General features: G+C 74.0%; 13 protein-coding genes. 4 read left to right on the top strand and 9 right to left on the bottom strand.

Annotated elements, in window-relative coordinates; all coding sequences use genetic code 11:
- The first annotated feature begins 301 nt into the window (after positions 1-301).
- Positions 302-1,075 (top strand): GntR family transcriptional regulator, encoded by a 774-nt coding sequence (locus RMN57_RS05890; RefSeq protein WP_313762307.1) that lies wholly within the window; start codon positions 302-304, stop codon positions 1,073-1,075.
- A 186-nt stretch (positions 1,076-1,261) separates the two neighbouring features.
- Here RMN57_RS05890 and RMN57_RS05885 read toward each other — a convergent pair whose 3' ends face one another.
- A complete protein-coding gene (locus tag RMN57_RS05885; RefSeq protein ID WP_313762306.1) occupies positions 1,262-2,440 on the bottom strand; it encodes an ROK family protein in 1,179 nt (392 codons plus the stop codon).
- A gap of 493 nt (positions 2,441-2,933) precedes the next feature.
- Between RMN57_RS05885 and RMN57_RS05880 the strand changes: the two genes are divergently transcribed.
- Entirely contained in the window at positions 2,934-3,533 is a 600-nt protein-coding gene (locus tag RMN57_RS05880; protein WP_313762305.1) for a 50S ribosomal protein L11 methyltransferase, read from the top strand.
- A gap of 86 nt (positions 3,534-3,619) precedes the next feature.
- Complete coding sequence (locus RMN57_RS05875; RefSeq protein WP_313762304.1) at positions 3,620-4,129, top strand: GNAT family N-acetyltransferase; 510 nt, start codon at positions 3,620-3,622, stop codon at positions 4,127-4,129.
- A 112-nt stretch (positions 4,130-4,241) separates the two neighbouring features.
- On the opposite strand, the gene RMN57_RS05870 is transcribed toward RMN57_RS05875, so the two are convergent.
- The 6 genes from RMN57_RS05870 to bioB all read right to left on the bottom strand — a co-directional run bounded on the left by RMN57_RS05870 (position 4,242) and on the right by bioB (position 11,189).
- On the bottom strand, positions 4,242-5,516 hold the full coding sequence (locus RMN57_RS05870) for an LLM class flavin-dependent oxidoreductase (protein WP_313762303.1): 1,275 nt from the start codon (positions 5,514-5,516) through the stop codon (positions 4,242-4,244).
- The gene (locus RMN57_RS05865; RefSeq protein ID WP_313762302.1) at positions 5,513-6,907 is read right to left on the bottom strand and encodes an NtaA/DmoA family FMN-dependent monooxygenase; all 1,395 of its coding nucleotides are present in this window, start codon (positions 6,905-6,907) and stop codon (positions 5,513-5,515) included. The genes RMN57_RS05870 and RMN57_RS05865 overlap by 4 nt, the downstream gene beginning before the upstream one ends.
- 270 nt (positions 6,908-7,177) lie before the next feature.
- Entirely contained in the window at positions 7,178-7,624 is a 447-nt protein-coding gene (locus tag RMN57_RS05860) for a hypothetical protein (RefSeq protein ID WP_313762301.1), read from the bottom strand.
- 142 nt (positions 7,625-7,766) lie between these two features.
- A complete protein-coding gene (gene bioD / locus RMN57_RS05855; RefSeq protein ID WP_313762300.1) occupies positions 7,767-8,504 on the bottom strand; it encodes a dethiobiotin synthase in 738 nt (245 codons plus the stop codon).
- A complete protein-coding gene (locus RMN57_RS05850) occupies positions 8,501-9,802 on the bottom strand; it encodes an adenosylmethionine--8-amino-7-oxononanoate transaminase (protein WP_313762299.1) in 1,302 nt (433 codons plus the stop codon). The genes bioD and RMN57_RS05850 overlap by 4 nt, the downstream gene beginning before the upstream one ends.
- Positions 9,803-9,860: 58 nt before the next feature.
- A complete protein-coding gene (gene bioB / locus RMN57_RS05845; RefSeq protein WP_313762298.1) occupies positions 9,861-11,189 on the bottom strand; it encodes a biotin synthase BioB in 1,329 nt (442 codons plus the stop codon).
- A 214-nt stretch (positions 11,190-11,403) separates the two neighbouring features.
- On the opposite strand from bioB, the gene RMN57_RS05840 reads away from it, so the two are divergent.
- The gene (locus tag RMN57_RS05840; RefSeq protein ID WP_313762297.1) at positions 11,404-12,249 is read left to right on the top strand and encodes a hypothetical protein; all 846 of its coding nucleotides are present in this window, start codon (positions 11,404-11,406) and stop codon (positions 12,247-12,249) included.
- A 133-nt stretch (positions 12,250-12,382) separates the two neighbouring features.
- Here the strand turns inward: RMN57_RS05840 and RMN57_RS05835 are convergent, their stop codons facing one another.
- Together RMN57_RS05835 and RMN57_RS05830 are read right to left on the bottom strand one after the other, a co-directional pair.
- The gene (locus RMN57_RS05835; protein WP_380235070.1) at positions 12,383-14,875 is read right to left on the bottom strand and encodes a DEAD/DEAH box helicase; all 2,493 of its coding nucleotides are present in this window, start codon (positions 14,873-14,875) and stop codon (positions 12,383-12,385) included.
- A gap of 164 nt (positions 14,876-15,039) precedes the next feature.
- Complete coding sequence (locus tag RMN57_RS05830) at positions 15,040-15,735, bottom strand: hypothetical protein (RefSeq protein ID WP_313762295.1); 696 nt, start codon at positions 15,733-15,735, stop codon at positions 15,040-15,042.
- Positions 15,736-15,801: the final 66 nt, after the last annotated feature.

The following is a 15,801-nucleotide window of genomic DNA, read 5'->3' as shown; positions in this document are numbered from 1 at the left end:
GGGAAGCCTATCGGGGCCCGCGGCCCCGGCCGGCGACGACGCGTCCGCATGTCGAGACGTCCGGGCGCCGAAATGTCGAGATGACGTGAACGCGGCACGAATCCCGGTGACAACCGCACCAACCGCTGCCATTGGTCTTGACCATCTCCGGAGGCAGCCCCTAGGGTCGCTTACTGCAAAGACCTTTAATAAAGAAGGACGGATAAAGCCCGCTCTCCCACCTGCCGCAACAGCGGACAGCGGGCCGGGATCCGCCCTCCTTTCGGCAGGGCGGACAGAGGCGACACAGGTGGAGGTCACGGTGGGGACGACAGGGCAACTCTCGACAGTTCCGGAACCGAAGTACTGGCACCTGCGCACGGTGCTGCTCCGCGCCATCGAGACGGAGTTCACCACCGGCCAGATCCTCCCGAACGAGCGTGAGCTCTCGGCCCGCTTCGGCGTGGCCCGGGCCACCCTCCGGCAGGCGCTCGACCAGCTGGAGCTGGAGGGGCGGCTGGTCCGCCGCCGCGGCATCGGCACCCTGATCGCCGCCCCCCGCGTCGGCGTCCCGGTCAACCGGCACGAGGAGGGCTGGCCGGGCACCGCCCGCAGCCAGGCCTGGCGCATCGTCGACTGCACCACCGCGCCGGCCACCCCCCAGCTCGCCAAGACGCTGGGCGTCGCCGAGGGGGTCACGGTGCACACCGTCCGCCGGGTCCGCATGGTCCAGGGTCAGAACATGGCCACCGAGTCGCTGCACGTCCCCGCCGCCGCGCTGCCGCACCTGCCCGGCTTCCGGGCGGAGAGCGACCGGGCCCGCTCGGTGCTTCGCCAGCTGGAGCGCCTGGAGGTCGACGGCGAGTCCCGATCGGTCGAGCTGGGCGTCGCCGAGGCCGCCGAGGCGGCCCTGCTGGAGCGCCCGCCGGGCTCGCCGGTCCTGGTGATGACCACCCAGTACGCCGCGGCCGGCCGCCTGGTCGCGATCGCCGTCTCCACCTACCGCGCCGACACCTGCAAGCTCACCTTCGGCGAGACCGGTCTGGTCGAGGTCACCCCCGTCGCGGCCTCCTCCGAGGTGCGCAGCGCCTCCTGAACCACCTCCCGAAACCCTCAGGCCACGGGCCCGGACGCACCCACAGGCGTCCGGGCCCGTGGCTGTCCGGGCGGGCGCGGGGCGAGGCGCGAGCGGGCGACGCGAGGGGCGGGCGCACGGCGCACGGACAGCACGGGACCGGGCCGCCGGCGTCCGGCCGGTGGCCCGGTCCCGGTGCCGCGCCGCTCAGCCCCGGGGGCCGGTGCCCGTCGGGGGATCGACGGCGAACAGCTGCTCCTCGACCTGGTCCAGCGCCACCCGCAGCGCGCCCGTCGCGACCACCTCCGAGCCGAGCGCGGCCAGCGCCACCTCGGGCGCGCGCAGCGTGAGCTGGGCCAGGCGCTCGCGCAGCGGCTCCAGGACGCCGTCCAGACCGGCCGCCCAGCCGCCGACCACCACCAGCTGCGGGTCGATCGCCAGCACCAGCGCCGCCACCCCCTGCACCAGCCGGGTCAGGAAGCGGTCCATCGCGACCTGCGCCACCTCGTCGCCCTCGCGGGCCAGCTTCAGCACCCGGGCGACGGCGGCCTCGTCCAGCGGGTTGAGCGGCTTGCCGGTGGTGGAGAGCAGCCGCTCGGGCGTGACCTCCTGGCCGAGCAGGTGCAGCGCGCCGATCTCGCCGGCCGCGCCGCCGAAGCCGCGGTGCAGCCGGCCGTTGATCAGCGAACCGGCGCCGGGGCTGAGGCCGGCCATCACGAACACCACGTCGTCCGCGCCGATCGCCGCGCCCTGCCAGTGCTCGGCGATGGCGGCGAGGTTGGCGTCGTTCTCGATCATGACCGGGCAGCGGAACGAGCGGCGCAGCCGGGCGCCCAGGTCGAGGCCGGTCCAGCCGGGCATCGCGGTGCCGAGCTGCACGGTGCCGTCCCGGTCGACGATGCCGGGGGTGCCGACGCCGACCGCCCAGAGGTTGTCCCGGGAGACACCGGCCTTGCGCAGCGCGTCGGAGACCACCGCGCGGACGGCGGCCAGCCGCTCCTCGGCGTCCAGGGCCTCCTCGACCGGGCGGTAGTGACGGCCCACCACCTCGCCGGTGAGGTCGGCGAGGACCACTCGGATGTCGTGGACCCCGATCTCGACGCCGAGGATGTGCCCGGCCTCGGCGCGGAACCGGAACCAGCGGGCCGGCCGGCCGCGCCGCCCGCCGCCGGGCTGGCCGCCGTTCTGCGGCTGCTCGACCTCGGCGACCAGGCCGGTCTCGACCAGGCCCTCGATCACGCCCTCCACCGTCGGCCGGGACAGCCCGGTGTCCCCGACCAGCTGAGTGAGGGTCACCGCATGGCCTGCCCGCAGCGCCCGCAGCGTCACCGCGGCATTGATCCGCCGCAGCAGCGAGGAGTCCCCACCGGTGAGTCGATCCGCCAAGACGCTGCCCTTCGCCGTTCGCGCGACTGCCCTGGCGCGCGTGCCGAGTGCGCGGTGACCGCCGGATGCCGACCACCGAGGATCGACCGCCGAGTGTCCCGCGGGAGTCCGCCGCCCGGTGCACCGGCACGGCAGCGTCGGGCCGCCTGCGCCAGGCCGGAGGGCATGTGCCGGATGCTACCCGGGCACGACCCGGACGGGCGAGCATCTTCGCAGCTCACCCCGGCTTCGGTATCGAAATGGTACGCACCGGGTGGCGGTGGGTGATTCGGCCCGCCGCCGCCCTCGGGACGGTCCGCGGGTCGCGGCCCGGCAGGGCTCGGCGAGCCGCGCCACGGGGGGGCGGGGCGGGCCCGGGCGGTCCGCGTGACCGCCGGAGAGCCTCTATGCTGCGGGCATGCCGAACGAGACGCACACGGTCCATCCGGGAGCAACTGCGGTGTCGGATCGAAGCTTTGTGCGGAGAGAGACCCGGCCCACGCCCGTCCCCTTCGTGCCCGAGGTGACCCTGCACATGGCGGAGGACGCCATCGCGCTCTGGGAGACCACCGAGGACGCCCGCGGCGAGGTCGGTATGCCACCGCCGTTCTGGGCGTTCGCCTGGGCCGGCGGGGTCGGGGTCGCCCGGTACGTGCTCGACCATCCGGAGCTGGTGGCCGGCCGGACGGTGCTGGACCTCGCGGCCGGTTCCGGGCTGGTGGGGATCGCGGCCGCGCTGCGCGGTGCCCGCGCGGTGCGGGCCGCCGAGATCGACGCCTTCGCCGTGGCCGCGATCGGGATCAACGCGGAGGCCAACGGCGTCCGGATCGACGCCGCGGTGGCGGACCTGCTGGACGGGGACGGCGCGCCGGCCGAGGTGGTGCTCGCCGGAGACGTCTTCTACGAGCGGGCGATGGCCGCCCGGTTCCTCCCGTTCCTGGAGCGGGCCCGGGCACGCGGTGCGGAGGTCATCGTCGGCGACCCCGGACGGGCCTACCTGCCGCGGGAACGGTTCACCTCCCTGGCGGCCTACGAGGTGCCGGTGGTGGCCGACCTGGAGGACGCGGCGCTCAAGACCACCACGGTCTGGCGCCTCGACCCGCCGCGCGGCTGACTCCCCGTACCGCGGTGCGGCGGACGGGCCGTCCGCACACCGGAATTGCCGGCGGGGCGGCCTGACGCACTGGTAGACACGCCCGCATGACCGATCACCTGAGCGAGAACCAGGACGACAACCAGGGCGAGGCCTTGAGCGACGACCCGGCCGGCGGCGCGGCCGGCGTCACAGCCCTGCGCGCCGCCACGCCCGAGGACATCCCCGCCGTGCTCGACCTCTGGGCGCGCGCGGCCAAGGGGACCAGCATCACGGACGACGCGGACGGTGTCGCGGGCCTGCTCGCCCGGGATCCGGGGTGCCTGTTGCTCGCGACCCGCGCCGAAGGCGCCGTCGTCGGCACCGTGATCGCCGGCTGGGACGGCTGGCGCTGCCACCTCTACCGCCTCGCCGTCGACCCGGACCACCGCCGCCGGGGCATCGGCGCCGCGCTGCTGGCCGCGGCCGAGTCCCGGTTCGCCGCGCTCGGCGGGCGCCGCGCCGACGCGATGGTGCTGGACGACAACGCCCTCGGCCGGCGCACCTGGGAGGCGGCCGGCTACGGGCCCCAGCCGCAGTGGACCCGCTGGGTGAAGCCCCTCGATGGGCAGGCGTAGCCGCCGGGCCCGGCAACCGGTGCCGGGCCCGGCGGCTACGCCCGTGCGGACGGCTCGCGCGGACGGGCGCGGGCGAAGGGGCGGGCGAAGGGGCGAGCGCAGTGAGAAGCCCTCACGCCCCCGAGGGGCTCGACGCGTACCGGTTGGCCGGCCGGGCGAGCCCGAGGTGGCCCCGCAGGGTCTGCGCCGTGTACGCCGTCCGGAAGGCGCCCCGCCGCTGCAGCTCGGGGACCAGCCCGCGGGTGATCGCGGTGAGGTCGTGCGGCAGCCGGCCCGGGCGCAGGCGGAATCCGTCGAGGCCGGCCGTCCACCGGTCGAGCAACAGATCGGCCAGCTCGGACGGCGTGCCGGTGAAGATCTCCGCGTCGGAGCGGAGCGGTGCGCCGTCCAGCTCGTCCAGCCGCTCCTTCTGGCGGGCGGCCTCGCCGGGGCGGTCGTCCAGGAAGACCAGGAGGTCGGCGAAGACCTTGAGCGGCAGGTCGGCGGGCCGGCCGACGACGGCCTTCGCGGTCTCCAGCTGGGCCAGGATCGTCGCCGCGCCGGGGCCGGAGTGCGGCGTGACGAAGACCAGGTCGGCGCCCCGGGCGGCCAGCTCGTACGGGATGCTGGCGTGCGCGACGACGGCGACCGGCGGCTGGCCCTGCGGCGGGCGCGGGGTGATGGACGGGCCCCTGACGGCGAAGTGCTCGCCGGTGAAGTCGATCGGGTGGAGCCGGCGCCGGTCGAGGAACCGGCCGGTCGCGGCGTCGCGGACCACCGCGTCGTCCTCCCAGCTGTCCCAGAGCCGCCGGACCACCTCCACCACGTCGGTGGCCTCCGCGAAGAGCGGGGCCAGCCGCTTGGCGATCAGCTCGGAGTCGCGGGCGTCGTCGGCGGTGAGCGCGGGCGTGCTGCGGCGTCCGAAGTGGGCGGCGTCGTCGGCGCGGAACGAGAGCTGTGGGCGCCAGCCGGCCCGGCCGACGCTGGTGAAGTCGAGGGTGGCGAGGGCGGTCGACAGGTGGAACGGCTCGGTGTGGGTGACGTTGGTGGTCGGTATCAGGCCGATCCGCGCGGTCAGGGGGGCGACCCGACTCGCGATCAGGACGGCGTCGAGGCGGCCGCGGACCTGGTCGGTCCGCTCGTCCGGCCCGGTGATCGCCGCACCCTGGAGGGCCAGGGTGTCCTCGATGGTGACCAGGTCGAGCAGCCCGTGCTCGGCCTCGGTGACGAGGTCGGCCCAGTAGCCGGCGGTGAACAGCTCGCCGGGGCGGGCGTCCGGGGCGCGCCAGGCGGCCGGGTGCCAGCCGGCGCCGTCCAGGGCGACGGCGAGGTGGAGCTGCTGAGACTGCTGCGCCTGCTGAGGCGACTGTGACTGCGACTGCGACTGCTGCGGCTGGGGCCGGCTCATGCGGTGGCCTCCTGGGTCGGACGGTGGGTCGCGGGCGGCTCCGGTCGGGCCTGCGGCGGTGCGGGCCGGGCCGCCGTCAGGCCGAGGTGGTCGCGGAGCGTGGTGCCGGAGTACTCGGTGCGGTGGACGCCCTTCTCCTGGAGCAGCGGCACCACCCGGTCGACGAAGTCGTCCAGCCCGCCGGGGACGACGTGCGGGGCGAGGATGTAGCCGTCGGCGCCGTCGTTCTGCACGAACGCGTCCATGGCGTCGGCGACTTCGCGCGGCGTGCCGACGAAGTTCTGCCTCCCGGTGACCTCGGTGACCAACTCGCGGATGCTCAGGCCGCGTTCGCTCGCCAGTGCGCGCCACTTGCGCACCGTTCCGGCCCGGTCGACCCGGAAGATCGAGTGCCCCTGGAGCAACAGGCTGTCCGGATCCGGGTCGATCTCGGGCAGTGGGCCGTCCGGGTCGTAGCCGGAGAGGTCGCGGCCCCAGAACGCCTCCAGGTAGGAGATGGCCTTCTGCGGGCTGATCCGCTGCCGGCGGAACTCGGCGGCCTGCTCGTGCGCCTCCTTGGTGGTGTCGCCGAGCACGAAGGTGACGTAGGGCAGGATCTTCAGCTGGTCCGGGGAGCGGCCGTACGCGGCGAGCCGGCCCTTGACGTCGCGGTAGAACTCCTGGGCCTCGGCGAGTTCGCCGTACTTGCTGAAGATCACGTCGGCGTCGGCGGCGGCGAACTCCCGCCCCTGGGCGGACTCGCCGGCCTGGATGATCACCGGGTGGCCCTGCGGGGACCGCGGCGTGTTGAACCGGCCGGCGATGTCGAAGTGGCGGCCGGTGTGGGTGAACCGCCCGGCGCCGGGCCGGAGGAAGTGTCCGTCCGCCGGGTCTGCGAGCACGTCGCCGGCCGCCCAGCTGTCCCACAACTCGCGGGCGGTCTGCAGGAATTCGGCGGCGCGGGTGTACCGGTCCGACTCGGCCAGGAAGCCGCCGCGGCGGAAGTTCTCCCCGGTGAAGTCGTCCCAGCTGGTCACCACGTTCCAGGCGGCCCGGCCCTCGCTCAGGTGGTCCAGCGAGGCCAACCGCCGTGCCACTTCGTAGGGTTCGTTGAAGGTCGAGTTGACCGTGGCGGCGAGTCCGATCCTCGACGTGACGGCCGCGAGGGCGCTCAGGACGGTGAGCGCCTCCGGCCGCCCGGCCACCTCCAGCTCGTACAGCTCGCCCTTGTGCTCGCGCAGCCGCAGGCCCTCGGCCAGGAAGAAGAAGTCGAACCTGCCCCGCTCGGCGGTGCGTGCCAGATGGGTGAACGACGCGAAGTCGATCTGGCTGCCGGCCCGCGGGTCGGACCAGACGACCGGGTCCCCGATGCCGGGAAGAATCGTGGCGAGGTGGATCTGCTTGGCGGGCACGACGAACGATCGCCTCCTGTCAGCCCCTCGGCCGAGCCCGGTGGCCCGGCCCTCGGCGAGGACACGCCCATCCTGCGCAGGCCCCGGGGAGCGGGGCAACCGGTGCAACCAACTGTTCACGGAGCGAAACACGGTGCCGCGCAACGGGGTTGGCCGAAATCCGTTGGTGCGGGGAGGCTGTTCGCGGGCCGGGCCGCAGCTGTCGCCCCGGGCCGCTCAGGGACGGCTCAGAGGCTGCTCAGGGGCGGCTCAGAGTCGGCCCGGCGCCGCTCACGGGTGGCTGAGAGCGTACGTGCGGAAGGTCGCCAGCAGCGGCAGCACGTCCGTCTTGCTCGGCTCCTCCGTCACCGCCCGCATGGCGTCGATGACCGTGCAGGCGATCACCTTGGTGACCGCCAGGTCGTCGGCGGCGGCCGCCTCCCCCCAGGCACACAGGGTCTGGGCCAGCAGGGCGCTCATCCGGGCGCCGATGTTGGAGCTCACCGCGTCGGTGAGCTCCTCCAGCTCCTCGTCGGTCATGCTGGAGCGCAGTCCGAAGGCGAGCGCCATCAGGGTGTCGATGGCGTGCTCGCCGTACGCCGCGACCAGGGCCGGCAGCGCCCGTTCGCCCGGGCCGCCGGCGGCCAGCGCGGTCAGTGCCTCGTCGTCGTCCTTCCACGCCGCCTCCAGCGCGGCGAGGGCCCGGAGGGCCTCGTCTACCGTCAGGCCATCTGTCATGCCGAGAACGGTATTGAGCCCGGCCGGGCAGGCGGTGGGCCGGGCGTGGATTCTCACTCCTTCGAGCGACACCGACCCCGATTCCCGCGCCCCGACCCCGCCGTTGCCCTTCTCCGGAGCCCCGGGCCGCGTCGCCCCGCCGCTACGCGGGCGCGTGCACGGCGGTGAACTCGGCCGCGTCCCAGCCGCCGTGCAGCTCCGGGGCCAGCGCCGCGTACGCCAGCGCCGTGAAGTCGCCGGCGCCGGCAGCCCGTTCGGGCAGGGCGCCGAGCAGCGGGGCGCCGGCCGTCTTCGGCAGGTCGGCCAGGTTGCAGCGGTCGGCGAGGCCGGGGGAGTCGGGCCAGGCGCCGATGACCACGCCGAGCAGCGGCAGACCGCGCGCGGCCAGCGCCTCCGCGGTGAGCACCGTGGTGTTGAGGGTGCCGAGGCCGGCCGTGGCCACCAGCAGGACCTCCGCCGGGAGGCCGAGCTCCCGGACGGCGGCCGCCTGGTCGGCGAGCGTGCGGCCCTCCTCGTCGTAGCGGACCAGCAGGCCGCCGGCGCCCTCGACCAGCACCAGGTCGTGCGCGTCGGCGAGTTCGGCGACCGCCGCTGCGGCCCGGTCCGGCGACAGGTACGGCCGGCCCGACCGCCGCGCCGCCGTGTCCGGGGCCAACGGCTCGGGGTAGCGCATGAGTTCGCGCGTCGTCAGTGGCGCACCGACCAGCCGGGCCACCTCGTGGACGTCTCCCGGCTCGTCCGGTCCGACGCCGGTCTGTCCGGGCTTGAGCACCGCCACCCGGCGGCCCGCGCGGACCGCCGCAGCGGCCACGGCGGCGGTCGTCACGGTCTTGCCGACCTCGGTGCCCGTCCCGGTCACGAAGAGGATCCGGGCGCTCATCCGGCCACCGCCGCCGCCGTCACCGCGGTCGCGATCCGCGCCACGTCCTCGTCCCCGGTCACGTACGGGGGCATGGTGTAGATGAGGTCCCGGAACGGGCGCAGCCAGACGCCCTCCCGGGCCGCCGCCGCGGTCGCCGCCACCATGTCCACCGGGTGGTCCAACTGCACCACCCCGATGGCGCCCAGGACGCGCACGTCCCGCACGCCCGGCAGCTCCGCCGCGCCGGCCAGGCCGGCCCGCAGGCCGGTCTCGATCCGCTTCACCTCGACCTGCCAGTCCTGTCCGAGCAGCAGGTCGATCGAGGCGTTGGCGACGGCCGCGGCCAGCGGATTGCCCATGAACGTCGGCCCGTGCGCCAACACCGGCATCTCGCCCTTGCTGATGCCGTCCGCGATCTCGCTCGTGCAGAGCGCCGCCGCCATGGTCAGGTAGCCGCCGGTCAGCGACTTGCCCAGGCACATCACGTCCGGCGAGACGCTCGCGTGGTCGGCCGCGAACAGCGCGCCGCTGCGGCCGAACCCGGTGGCGATCTCGTCGAACACCAGCAGCACGCCGTGCCGGTCGCACAGTTCGCGCAGCATCCGCAGGTAGGCCGGCGAGTGGAAGCGCATCCCGCCCGCACCCTGGACCACCGGCTCGACGATCACGGCCGCCAACTCGTCGGCGTGGCGCGCCATCAGCGCGTCGAACTGCGCCGCGTACTCCTCGTCCAGCGGCGCGTCGAAGCCGGCCGGCGGCTCCGGCGCGAACAGCTGGCCGGGCAGCACCCCGCCCCAGAGGTGGTGCATGCCGCCCTGGGGGTCGCAGACCGACATCGGGTGGAAGGTGTCCCCGTGGTAGCCGCCGCGCCAGGTCAGCAGCCGGCGCTTGGCCGGGCGGCCGATGGACTGCCAGTACTGCAGGCACATCTTCATCGCGACCTCGACCGCCACCGAGCCGGAGTCGGCCAGGAAGACGTGCTGCAGCGGCTCCGGGGTGATCTCCACCAGCCGGGCGGCCAGCCGGACGGCGGGCTCGTGGGTGAGCCCGCCGAACATCACGTGGCTCATCCGGCCGAGCTGGTCGCGCACGGCCGCGTCCAGCACGGGGTGCCCGTAGCCGTGCACCGCCGCCCACCAGGACGACATGCCGTCGACCAACTCCGTTCTGCCCTCCACCGGTTGGGCGAGCCGCAGCCGCACCCCGGACGCGGACTCGACCACGTACGGGGTGACGGTGCCGGGCATCGGACCGTACGGGTGCCAGACGTGCGCCCGGTCGAGGGCGAGCAGGTCGTCGGTGGGCAGGTGGGCCATGGCGGTGGAGTCCCCCTCGGGTTCCCGTGTGGTTGCGGTTGCGGTGCCGGTCCGGCGGTCAGGCGTTCGGCGCCAGCTCGGTGCCGGCGCCGCGACGCCGGACCCGGACCAGGTCGTTGCGCAGCTCGCCGTTCGGGTTCTCGGCCGCCGCCTCATCGGCCGCCGGGCCCTCGGCCGCCGGCTCGTCGGCCTGCGCCCGGGCGGTCGCGACCGCCGGCTCCGCACGGTGGCCGCCGCAGGGACCGCAGCCGTGCCCGCCCCCGGCGTCGGCCGGGGTGTCGGCCTGGCCGCCGGCCGGCTCCTCGCCGTGCCCGCCGCACGGGCCGCAGCCGCCGCCGGCCGTCCCGCACGCGCCGCCGGCCGCGACAGCGGCCGCGACGTCGGCGCGGTGGCGCGGCAGGGTGGCCTCGCCGGCGCCCTCGACCTCGAAGCCCGCGTCCTTGATCATGTCGAGGTCGGCCTGTCCGGCCTGGCCCTCGCTGGTCAGGTAGTCGCCCAGGAAGATCGAGTTGGCGAGGTGCAGGCCCAGCGGCTGCATGGTGCGCAGGTGGACCTCGCGGCCGCCGGCAATGCGCACCTCGGTGTCCGGGTTGACGAAGCGGACCATCGCCAGGATGCGCAGGCAGCGCTGCGGGGTGAGGTTCCACTCCTTGGCCAGCGGCGTGCCCTCGAACGGGATGAGGAAGTTGACCGGCACCGAGTCCGAGCCCAGCTCGCGCAGGGCGAAGACCACGTCGACCAGGTCCTCGTCGCTCTCTCCCATGCCCGCGATCAGGCCGGAGCAGGCCGAGAGGCCGGCGCCGTGCGCCTTCTGCACGGTGTCCACCCGGTCCGCGTAGGTGTGGGTGGTGGCGATGTCGCCGTAGGTGCCCTCGGAGGTGTTCAGGTTGTGGTTGTAGGCGTCGGCGCCGGCCGCCTTCAGCCGCTCCGCCTGGTTGTCGGAGAGCAGGCCCAGGCAGGCGCAGATCTCGACGGCCGGGTCGGCCTCCTTGATCGCCGAGATGGTGTCGGTCACCCGGTCGATGTCACGGTCCGTCGGCCCGCGGCCGCTGGCCACCAGGCAGACCCGCTTGGCGCCGCCCGCGACGCCCGCCTTCGCCGCCTCGGCGGCCTGGTCCGGCTTGAGCCAGGTGTACTTGAGGATCTCGGCCTTCGAGCCCAGCCGCTGCGAACAGTAGGAGCAGTCCTCGGGGCAGAGGCCGCTCTTCAGGTTCACCAGGTAGTTGAGCTTCACCCGGCGGCCGAACCACCGCCGGCGCACCCGTCCGGCGGCCGCGACGACGTCCAGTAGCTCGTCGTCGGTGGTGGCGAGAACGGCGAGCGCCTCCTCGCGGGTGGGGGCTTCCCCGCGCAGGCCCTTGGCGGTGAGGGTATCGAGCAGATCCATGGGCCTGATCCTGCCTGGTGGCCGACTGGCGACGCCAGAGGAAACCCGCCAGAAGATCCCCGGGAGGATGTGCGAGTTGTCACAGTGTCGCAGCTCACGGTAGTGGCGCACGTCACTCCCCGGGCTGTCGCGGTTACCGACCGGTAGTCAGATTCGGTCGCGGACCGCCCACCCCGTGATCTGCGACACCTGTGACCTGCTTAGAATCTCCGCCATGACCACGCAGGGGGAGCGCACCCCGTCATCGGGAGACCCGTCATCGGGAGACCACGGACTCGACCACCTGCCGTCCGGTACGTACCGGCGGCCCAGGAGAAGCATCGCGCGCCGCGCGGTGGGGTGGGTCGTGGTGGTGGGGGTGGTGGCGGCCGGCGGCTGGATCATCACCCGCCCGACGCCCGGCGACTTCATACCCGGGCTCGGCCCCTCCAGCAAGGACGCCAGCAAGACCCCGCCGGTCGTCGGTACGCCGGCGCCCCGCACCGTCGCCGACCCCGAGGGCCTCGACGTCGACACCCTCTTCCCCGCCCAGCGGCTGGTGGAGGCGGGCGGCTACAAGGGCAAGCGCTCCGGCGTCCGCCAGGGCGAGAACTGCACCGAGGCGCTCCAGGACCGCACCCAGGACGTGCTGCGCGAGACCGGCTGCCAGGGCTACCTGACCGTCAGCTTCGCGGGCCAGGAGAAGCCGGTGCTCAGCAGCGTCACCGTGCTGCGCTTCGCCGACCAGGCCGGGGCCGCCAAGGCCGCCGACGCGCTGCGGGCCAAGCCCGGAGCGCTGGCGTTCATCCTCCCCGACGCCACCACCGCCCGCCCGCCGGCCGCCGGCGCCGCCCAGCGCGGCACGGAGGGGCGCGTCGAGGCCGTCGGCCGGCACGTGACCGTCACCAGCTCCCGCCTGCCCGAGGCGCACACCCCCGCACCGTCGGCCTCCGGCACCGGTACGGGCTCCGCCACGCCGCTCACCGTCCCGCCCAGCCCGGCGGCGAGTCCGGAGCAGATCCTCGACGAGGCCACCCGGGCGGTCTCCTACGCGGCCGGCTCGCCGTTCGCCTGGATGTAGCCCCGGGCGGCGCCGAGCCGCCGCCGTGCCCCCGGCCCGGACGTCCGGCGCCCTTCGGAACACACACGGCGGGGGCCCACCACCTGGTGGGCCCCCGCCGTCCTCGCACTCGCCGCCCCGCGCGGACGGGGCCTCAGCCGCCCAGCCGGTCCACCGCCGTGACCCGCAGGACCGCGCGGCCCTCCTCGTCCGAGCCGTACAGGTCGACCTCGGCGCTGATGCCCCAGTCGTGGTCGCCCTCCGGGTCGTCGAAGATCTGCCGGACCCGCCAGGCGGAGTCCTCCTCCTCGATGATCAGCATCTTCGGGCCGCGCGCGTCCGGACCGGTACCGAGGTCGTCGTACTCCTCCCAGTACCCGTCCATCGCGTCCGCCCAGCGGTCCGCGTCCCAGCCGTACTCGCCGTCCAGCTCGGCGAGTTCCTCGTAGTGCTCCAGCGCGCAGAGCTCCACCCGGCGGAACATCTCGTTGCGCACCAGCACCCGGAACGCCCGGGCGTTGGCCGTCACCGGCGCCGGCTTGTCGTCCAGCGTCACCTCGGCGGCCTGCGGATCGGTCGGGTTGGCCAGCTGCTCCCACTCGTCTAGCAGGCTGGAGTCGACCTGGCGGACCAGCTCGCCCAGCCAGGCGATGACGTCCTTGAGGTCGTCGGTCTTGATGTCGTCGGGGACGGTCTGCTCCAGCGCCTTGTACGCGCCGGCCAGGTAGCGCAGCACGATGCCCTCGGTGCGGGCCAGCTCGTAGAAGCCGACGTAGTCCGAGAAGGTCATCGCCCGCTCGTAGAGGTCGCGGACCACGGACTTCGGCTGCAGCTGGTGGTCGCCGATCCACGGGTGCGCCCGGCGGTACACCTCGTAGGCGTGGGTGAGCAGCTCCTCCAGCGGCTTCGGGTAGGTGATCTCCTGGAGCCGCTCCATCCGCTCCTCGTACTCGATGCCGTCGCGCTTCATCTCGCCGATGGCCTCGCCGCGTGCCTTGTTCTGCTGCGAGGCGAGGATCTGGCGCGGGTCGTCGAGCGTCGCCTCGACCACCGAGACCACGTCCATCGCGTACGAGGGCGAGGCGGGGTCGAGCAGTTCGAACGCGGCCAGGGCGAAGGTGGAGAGCGGCTGGTTGAGCGCGAAGTTCTCCTGCAGGTCCAGGGTGAGCCGGACGATCCGGCCCTCGGCGTCCGGCTCCGGCAGCCGCTCGACGATGCCGCCCTCCAGCAGCGAGCGGTAGATGGCGATCGTGGAGCGGATGTGCCGGCGCTGGGCGGCGCGGTCCTCGTGGTTGTCGGTCAGGAGCTTGCGCATCGCCTCGAAGGCGTTGCCCGGCCGGCCGATCACCGAGAGCAGCATCGCGTGGCTGACCTTGAACCGGGAGACCAGCGGCTCCGGGTCGGCGGCGATCAGCCGCTCGAAGGTCTCCTCGGACCAGCCGACGAAGCCCTCCGGCGCCTTCTTGCGGACGATCTTGCGCTTCTTCTTCGGGTCGTCGCCGGCCTTGGCGACCGCCTTGTCGTTCTCGATCACGTGCTCCGGCGCCTGCGCGACGACCTGCCCCACGGTGTCGAAGCCGGCCCGCCCGGCCCGGCCGGCGATCTGGTGGAACTCCCGGGCGCGCAGGATGCGCACGCGGGTGCCGTCGTACTTGGACAGCGCGGTGAACAGCACCGTGCGGATCGGCACGTTGACGCCCACGCCGAGCGTGTCGGTGCCGCAGATCACCTTCAACAGGCCCGCCTGGGCGAGCCGTTCGACCAGCCGCCGGTACTTGGGCAGCATGCCGGCGTGGTGCACGCCGATGCCGTGGCGCACGAACCGGGAGAGGTTGCGGCCGAACTTGGTGGTGAAGCGGAAGTTGCCGATGAGGTCGGCGATGGCGTCCTTCTCCGCCTTCGAGCACATGTTGATGCTCATCAGCGACTGCGCCCGCTCGACGGCCTCCTTCTGCGTGAAGTGCACCACGTAGACGGGCGCCTGACCGGTCTTCAGCAGCTCTTCCAGGGTGTCGTGCAGGGTGGTGCGCCGGTACTCGTAGAACAGCGGGACCGGCCGGGTCGCGGAGCGCACCACGGTGGTGGCCCGCCCGGTGCGGCGGGCGAGGTCCTCCTCGAAGCGGCGGACGTCGCCGAGCGTGGCGGACATCAGCAGGAACTGCGCCTGCGGCAGTTCGAGCAGCGGGATCTGCCAGGCCCAGCCGCGGTCCGGCTCGGCGTAGAAGTGGAACTCGTCCATCACCACCTGGCCGATGTCGGCCCGGTGCCCGTCCCGCAGCGCGATCTGCGCCAGCACCTCGGCGGTGCAGCAGATGATCGGGGCGGTCGGGTTGACGCTGGCGTCGCCGGTCATCATGCCGACCTGCTCGGTGCCGAAGACCTTGCAGAGGTCGAAGAACTTCTCCGACACCAGGGCCTTGATCGGCGCGGTGTAGAACGTCCGCTTGCCCTCGGCCAGCGCCGCGAAGTGGGCGCCGGCGGCCACCAGGCTCTTGCCCGAGCCGGTCGGCGTCGCGAGGATCACGTTGTTCCCCGACACCAGCTCGATCAGCGCCTCCTCCTGCGCCGGGTACAGCGTGATCCCGCGCTCCTCCGCCCAGGCGGCGAACGTCTCGAAGAGAGCGTCGGGAGTGGCGGGCTTCGGCATCAGGTCAAGGAGGGTCACCCGGCTATCTTGCCTGCTCGCCGCCGCCCCGGGCAAAGCCCGCCCCTTACCGGCCCCGGCCCCGGGGCGCCGGGGCCGGGGCCGCAGTGCGACGTCCGGACCTGGCGTGGCCGCGAGGTGCCGACATTCGCCGTCGAGCCCGTGCGCTACCGCGCGGGGACGGTGGGTGGGGCGTCCACCAGACCGAGGCCCTGGCAGTGCTCGCCGGCGATCGCCTGCTGCGCCGTCCGCCAGGCGACGTCGACGTGCGAGCGCCGCAGCGAGTCCACACCCGCGCCGGAGCCGGTGGTGCCGGTGACCCGCACCCGGCGGAAGTGGTCCTCGGCGTGGCCCGGGTAGTCGCACTGGTACAGCAGGTCGACGCTCGCGTCCGGGTGGATCCAGGCGGTGATGCCCTGGCCCAGCGCGAGCGACCGGGGTGGGTGGTCGCCCTGGGTGGCCTGGGCGGGCCCGCCGAGTCGGGCGGCGTCGAAGGCTGCCCGGTCGGGCCGCTCCACGCCGACGCTCAGCAACGTCCGGCCGTGCCAGGTGTCCCAGTGGACGCCGCACCAGGGTTCCTGCTTCCCACCGGCCGGATCCCCCTTCTCTGTGACGACCGCCTTGCCGTCGTCGCCGGCGGCGGGCTCCAGATCGGTCCGGGTCACCGTGGACCAGCAGGCCGACTCAGGCAGTTCCACCGACTGCCACGGCTTCCACACCCAGAGGCTCACCCCGACCGCGGCCGCGAGTGGCAGCCCGACAACGGCCAGCAACCGCCGCCGCCGCGCCTGCCGCGCCTCGACCTCCGCGAAGGCGGCCTGGGCGATGCCCGGCAGGGGTTCGGATTCGGTCTCTTCGGTCATTGCCTACCTGCCAGCTTGTCTTCGGTGTTGCCGGACTGGGAGCCGCCCCGTAGTTCGCCGGGGTAC

It is taken from the genome of Kitasatospora sp. CM 4170, assembly GCF_032110285.1.
Classification (GTDB): domain Bacteria; phylum Actinomycetota; class Actinomycetes; order Streptomycetales; family Streptomycetaceae; genus Kitasatospora; species Kitasatospora aburaviensis.
This window is presented reverse-complemented; position numbering and strand designations above follow the sequence as displayed.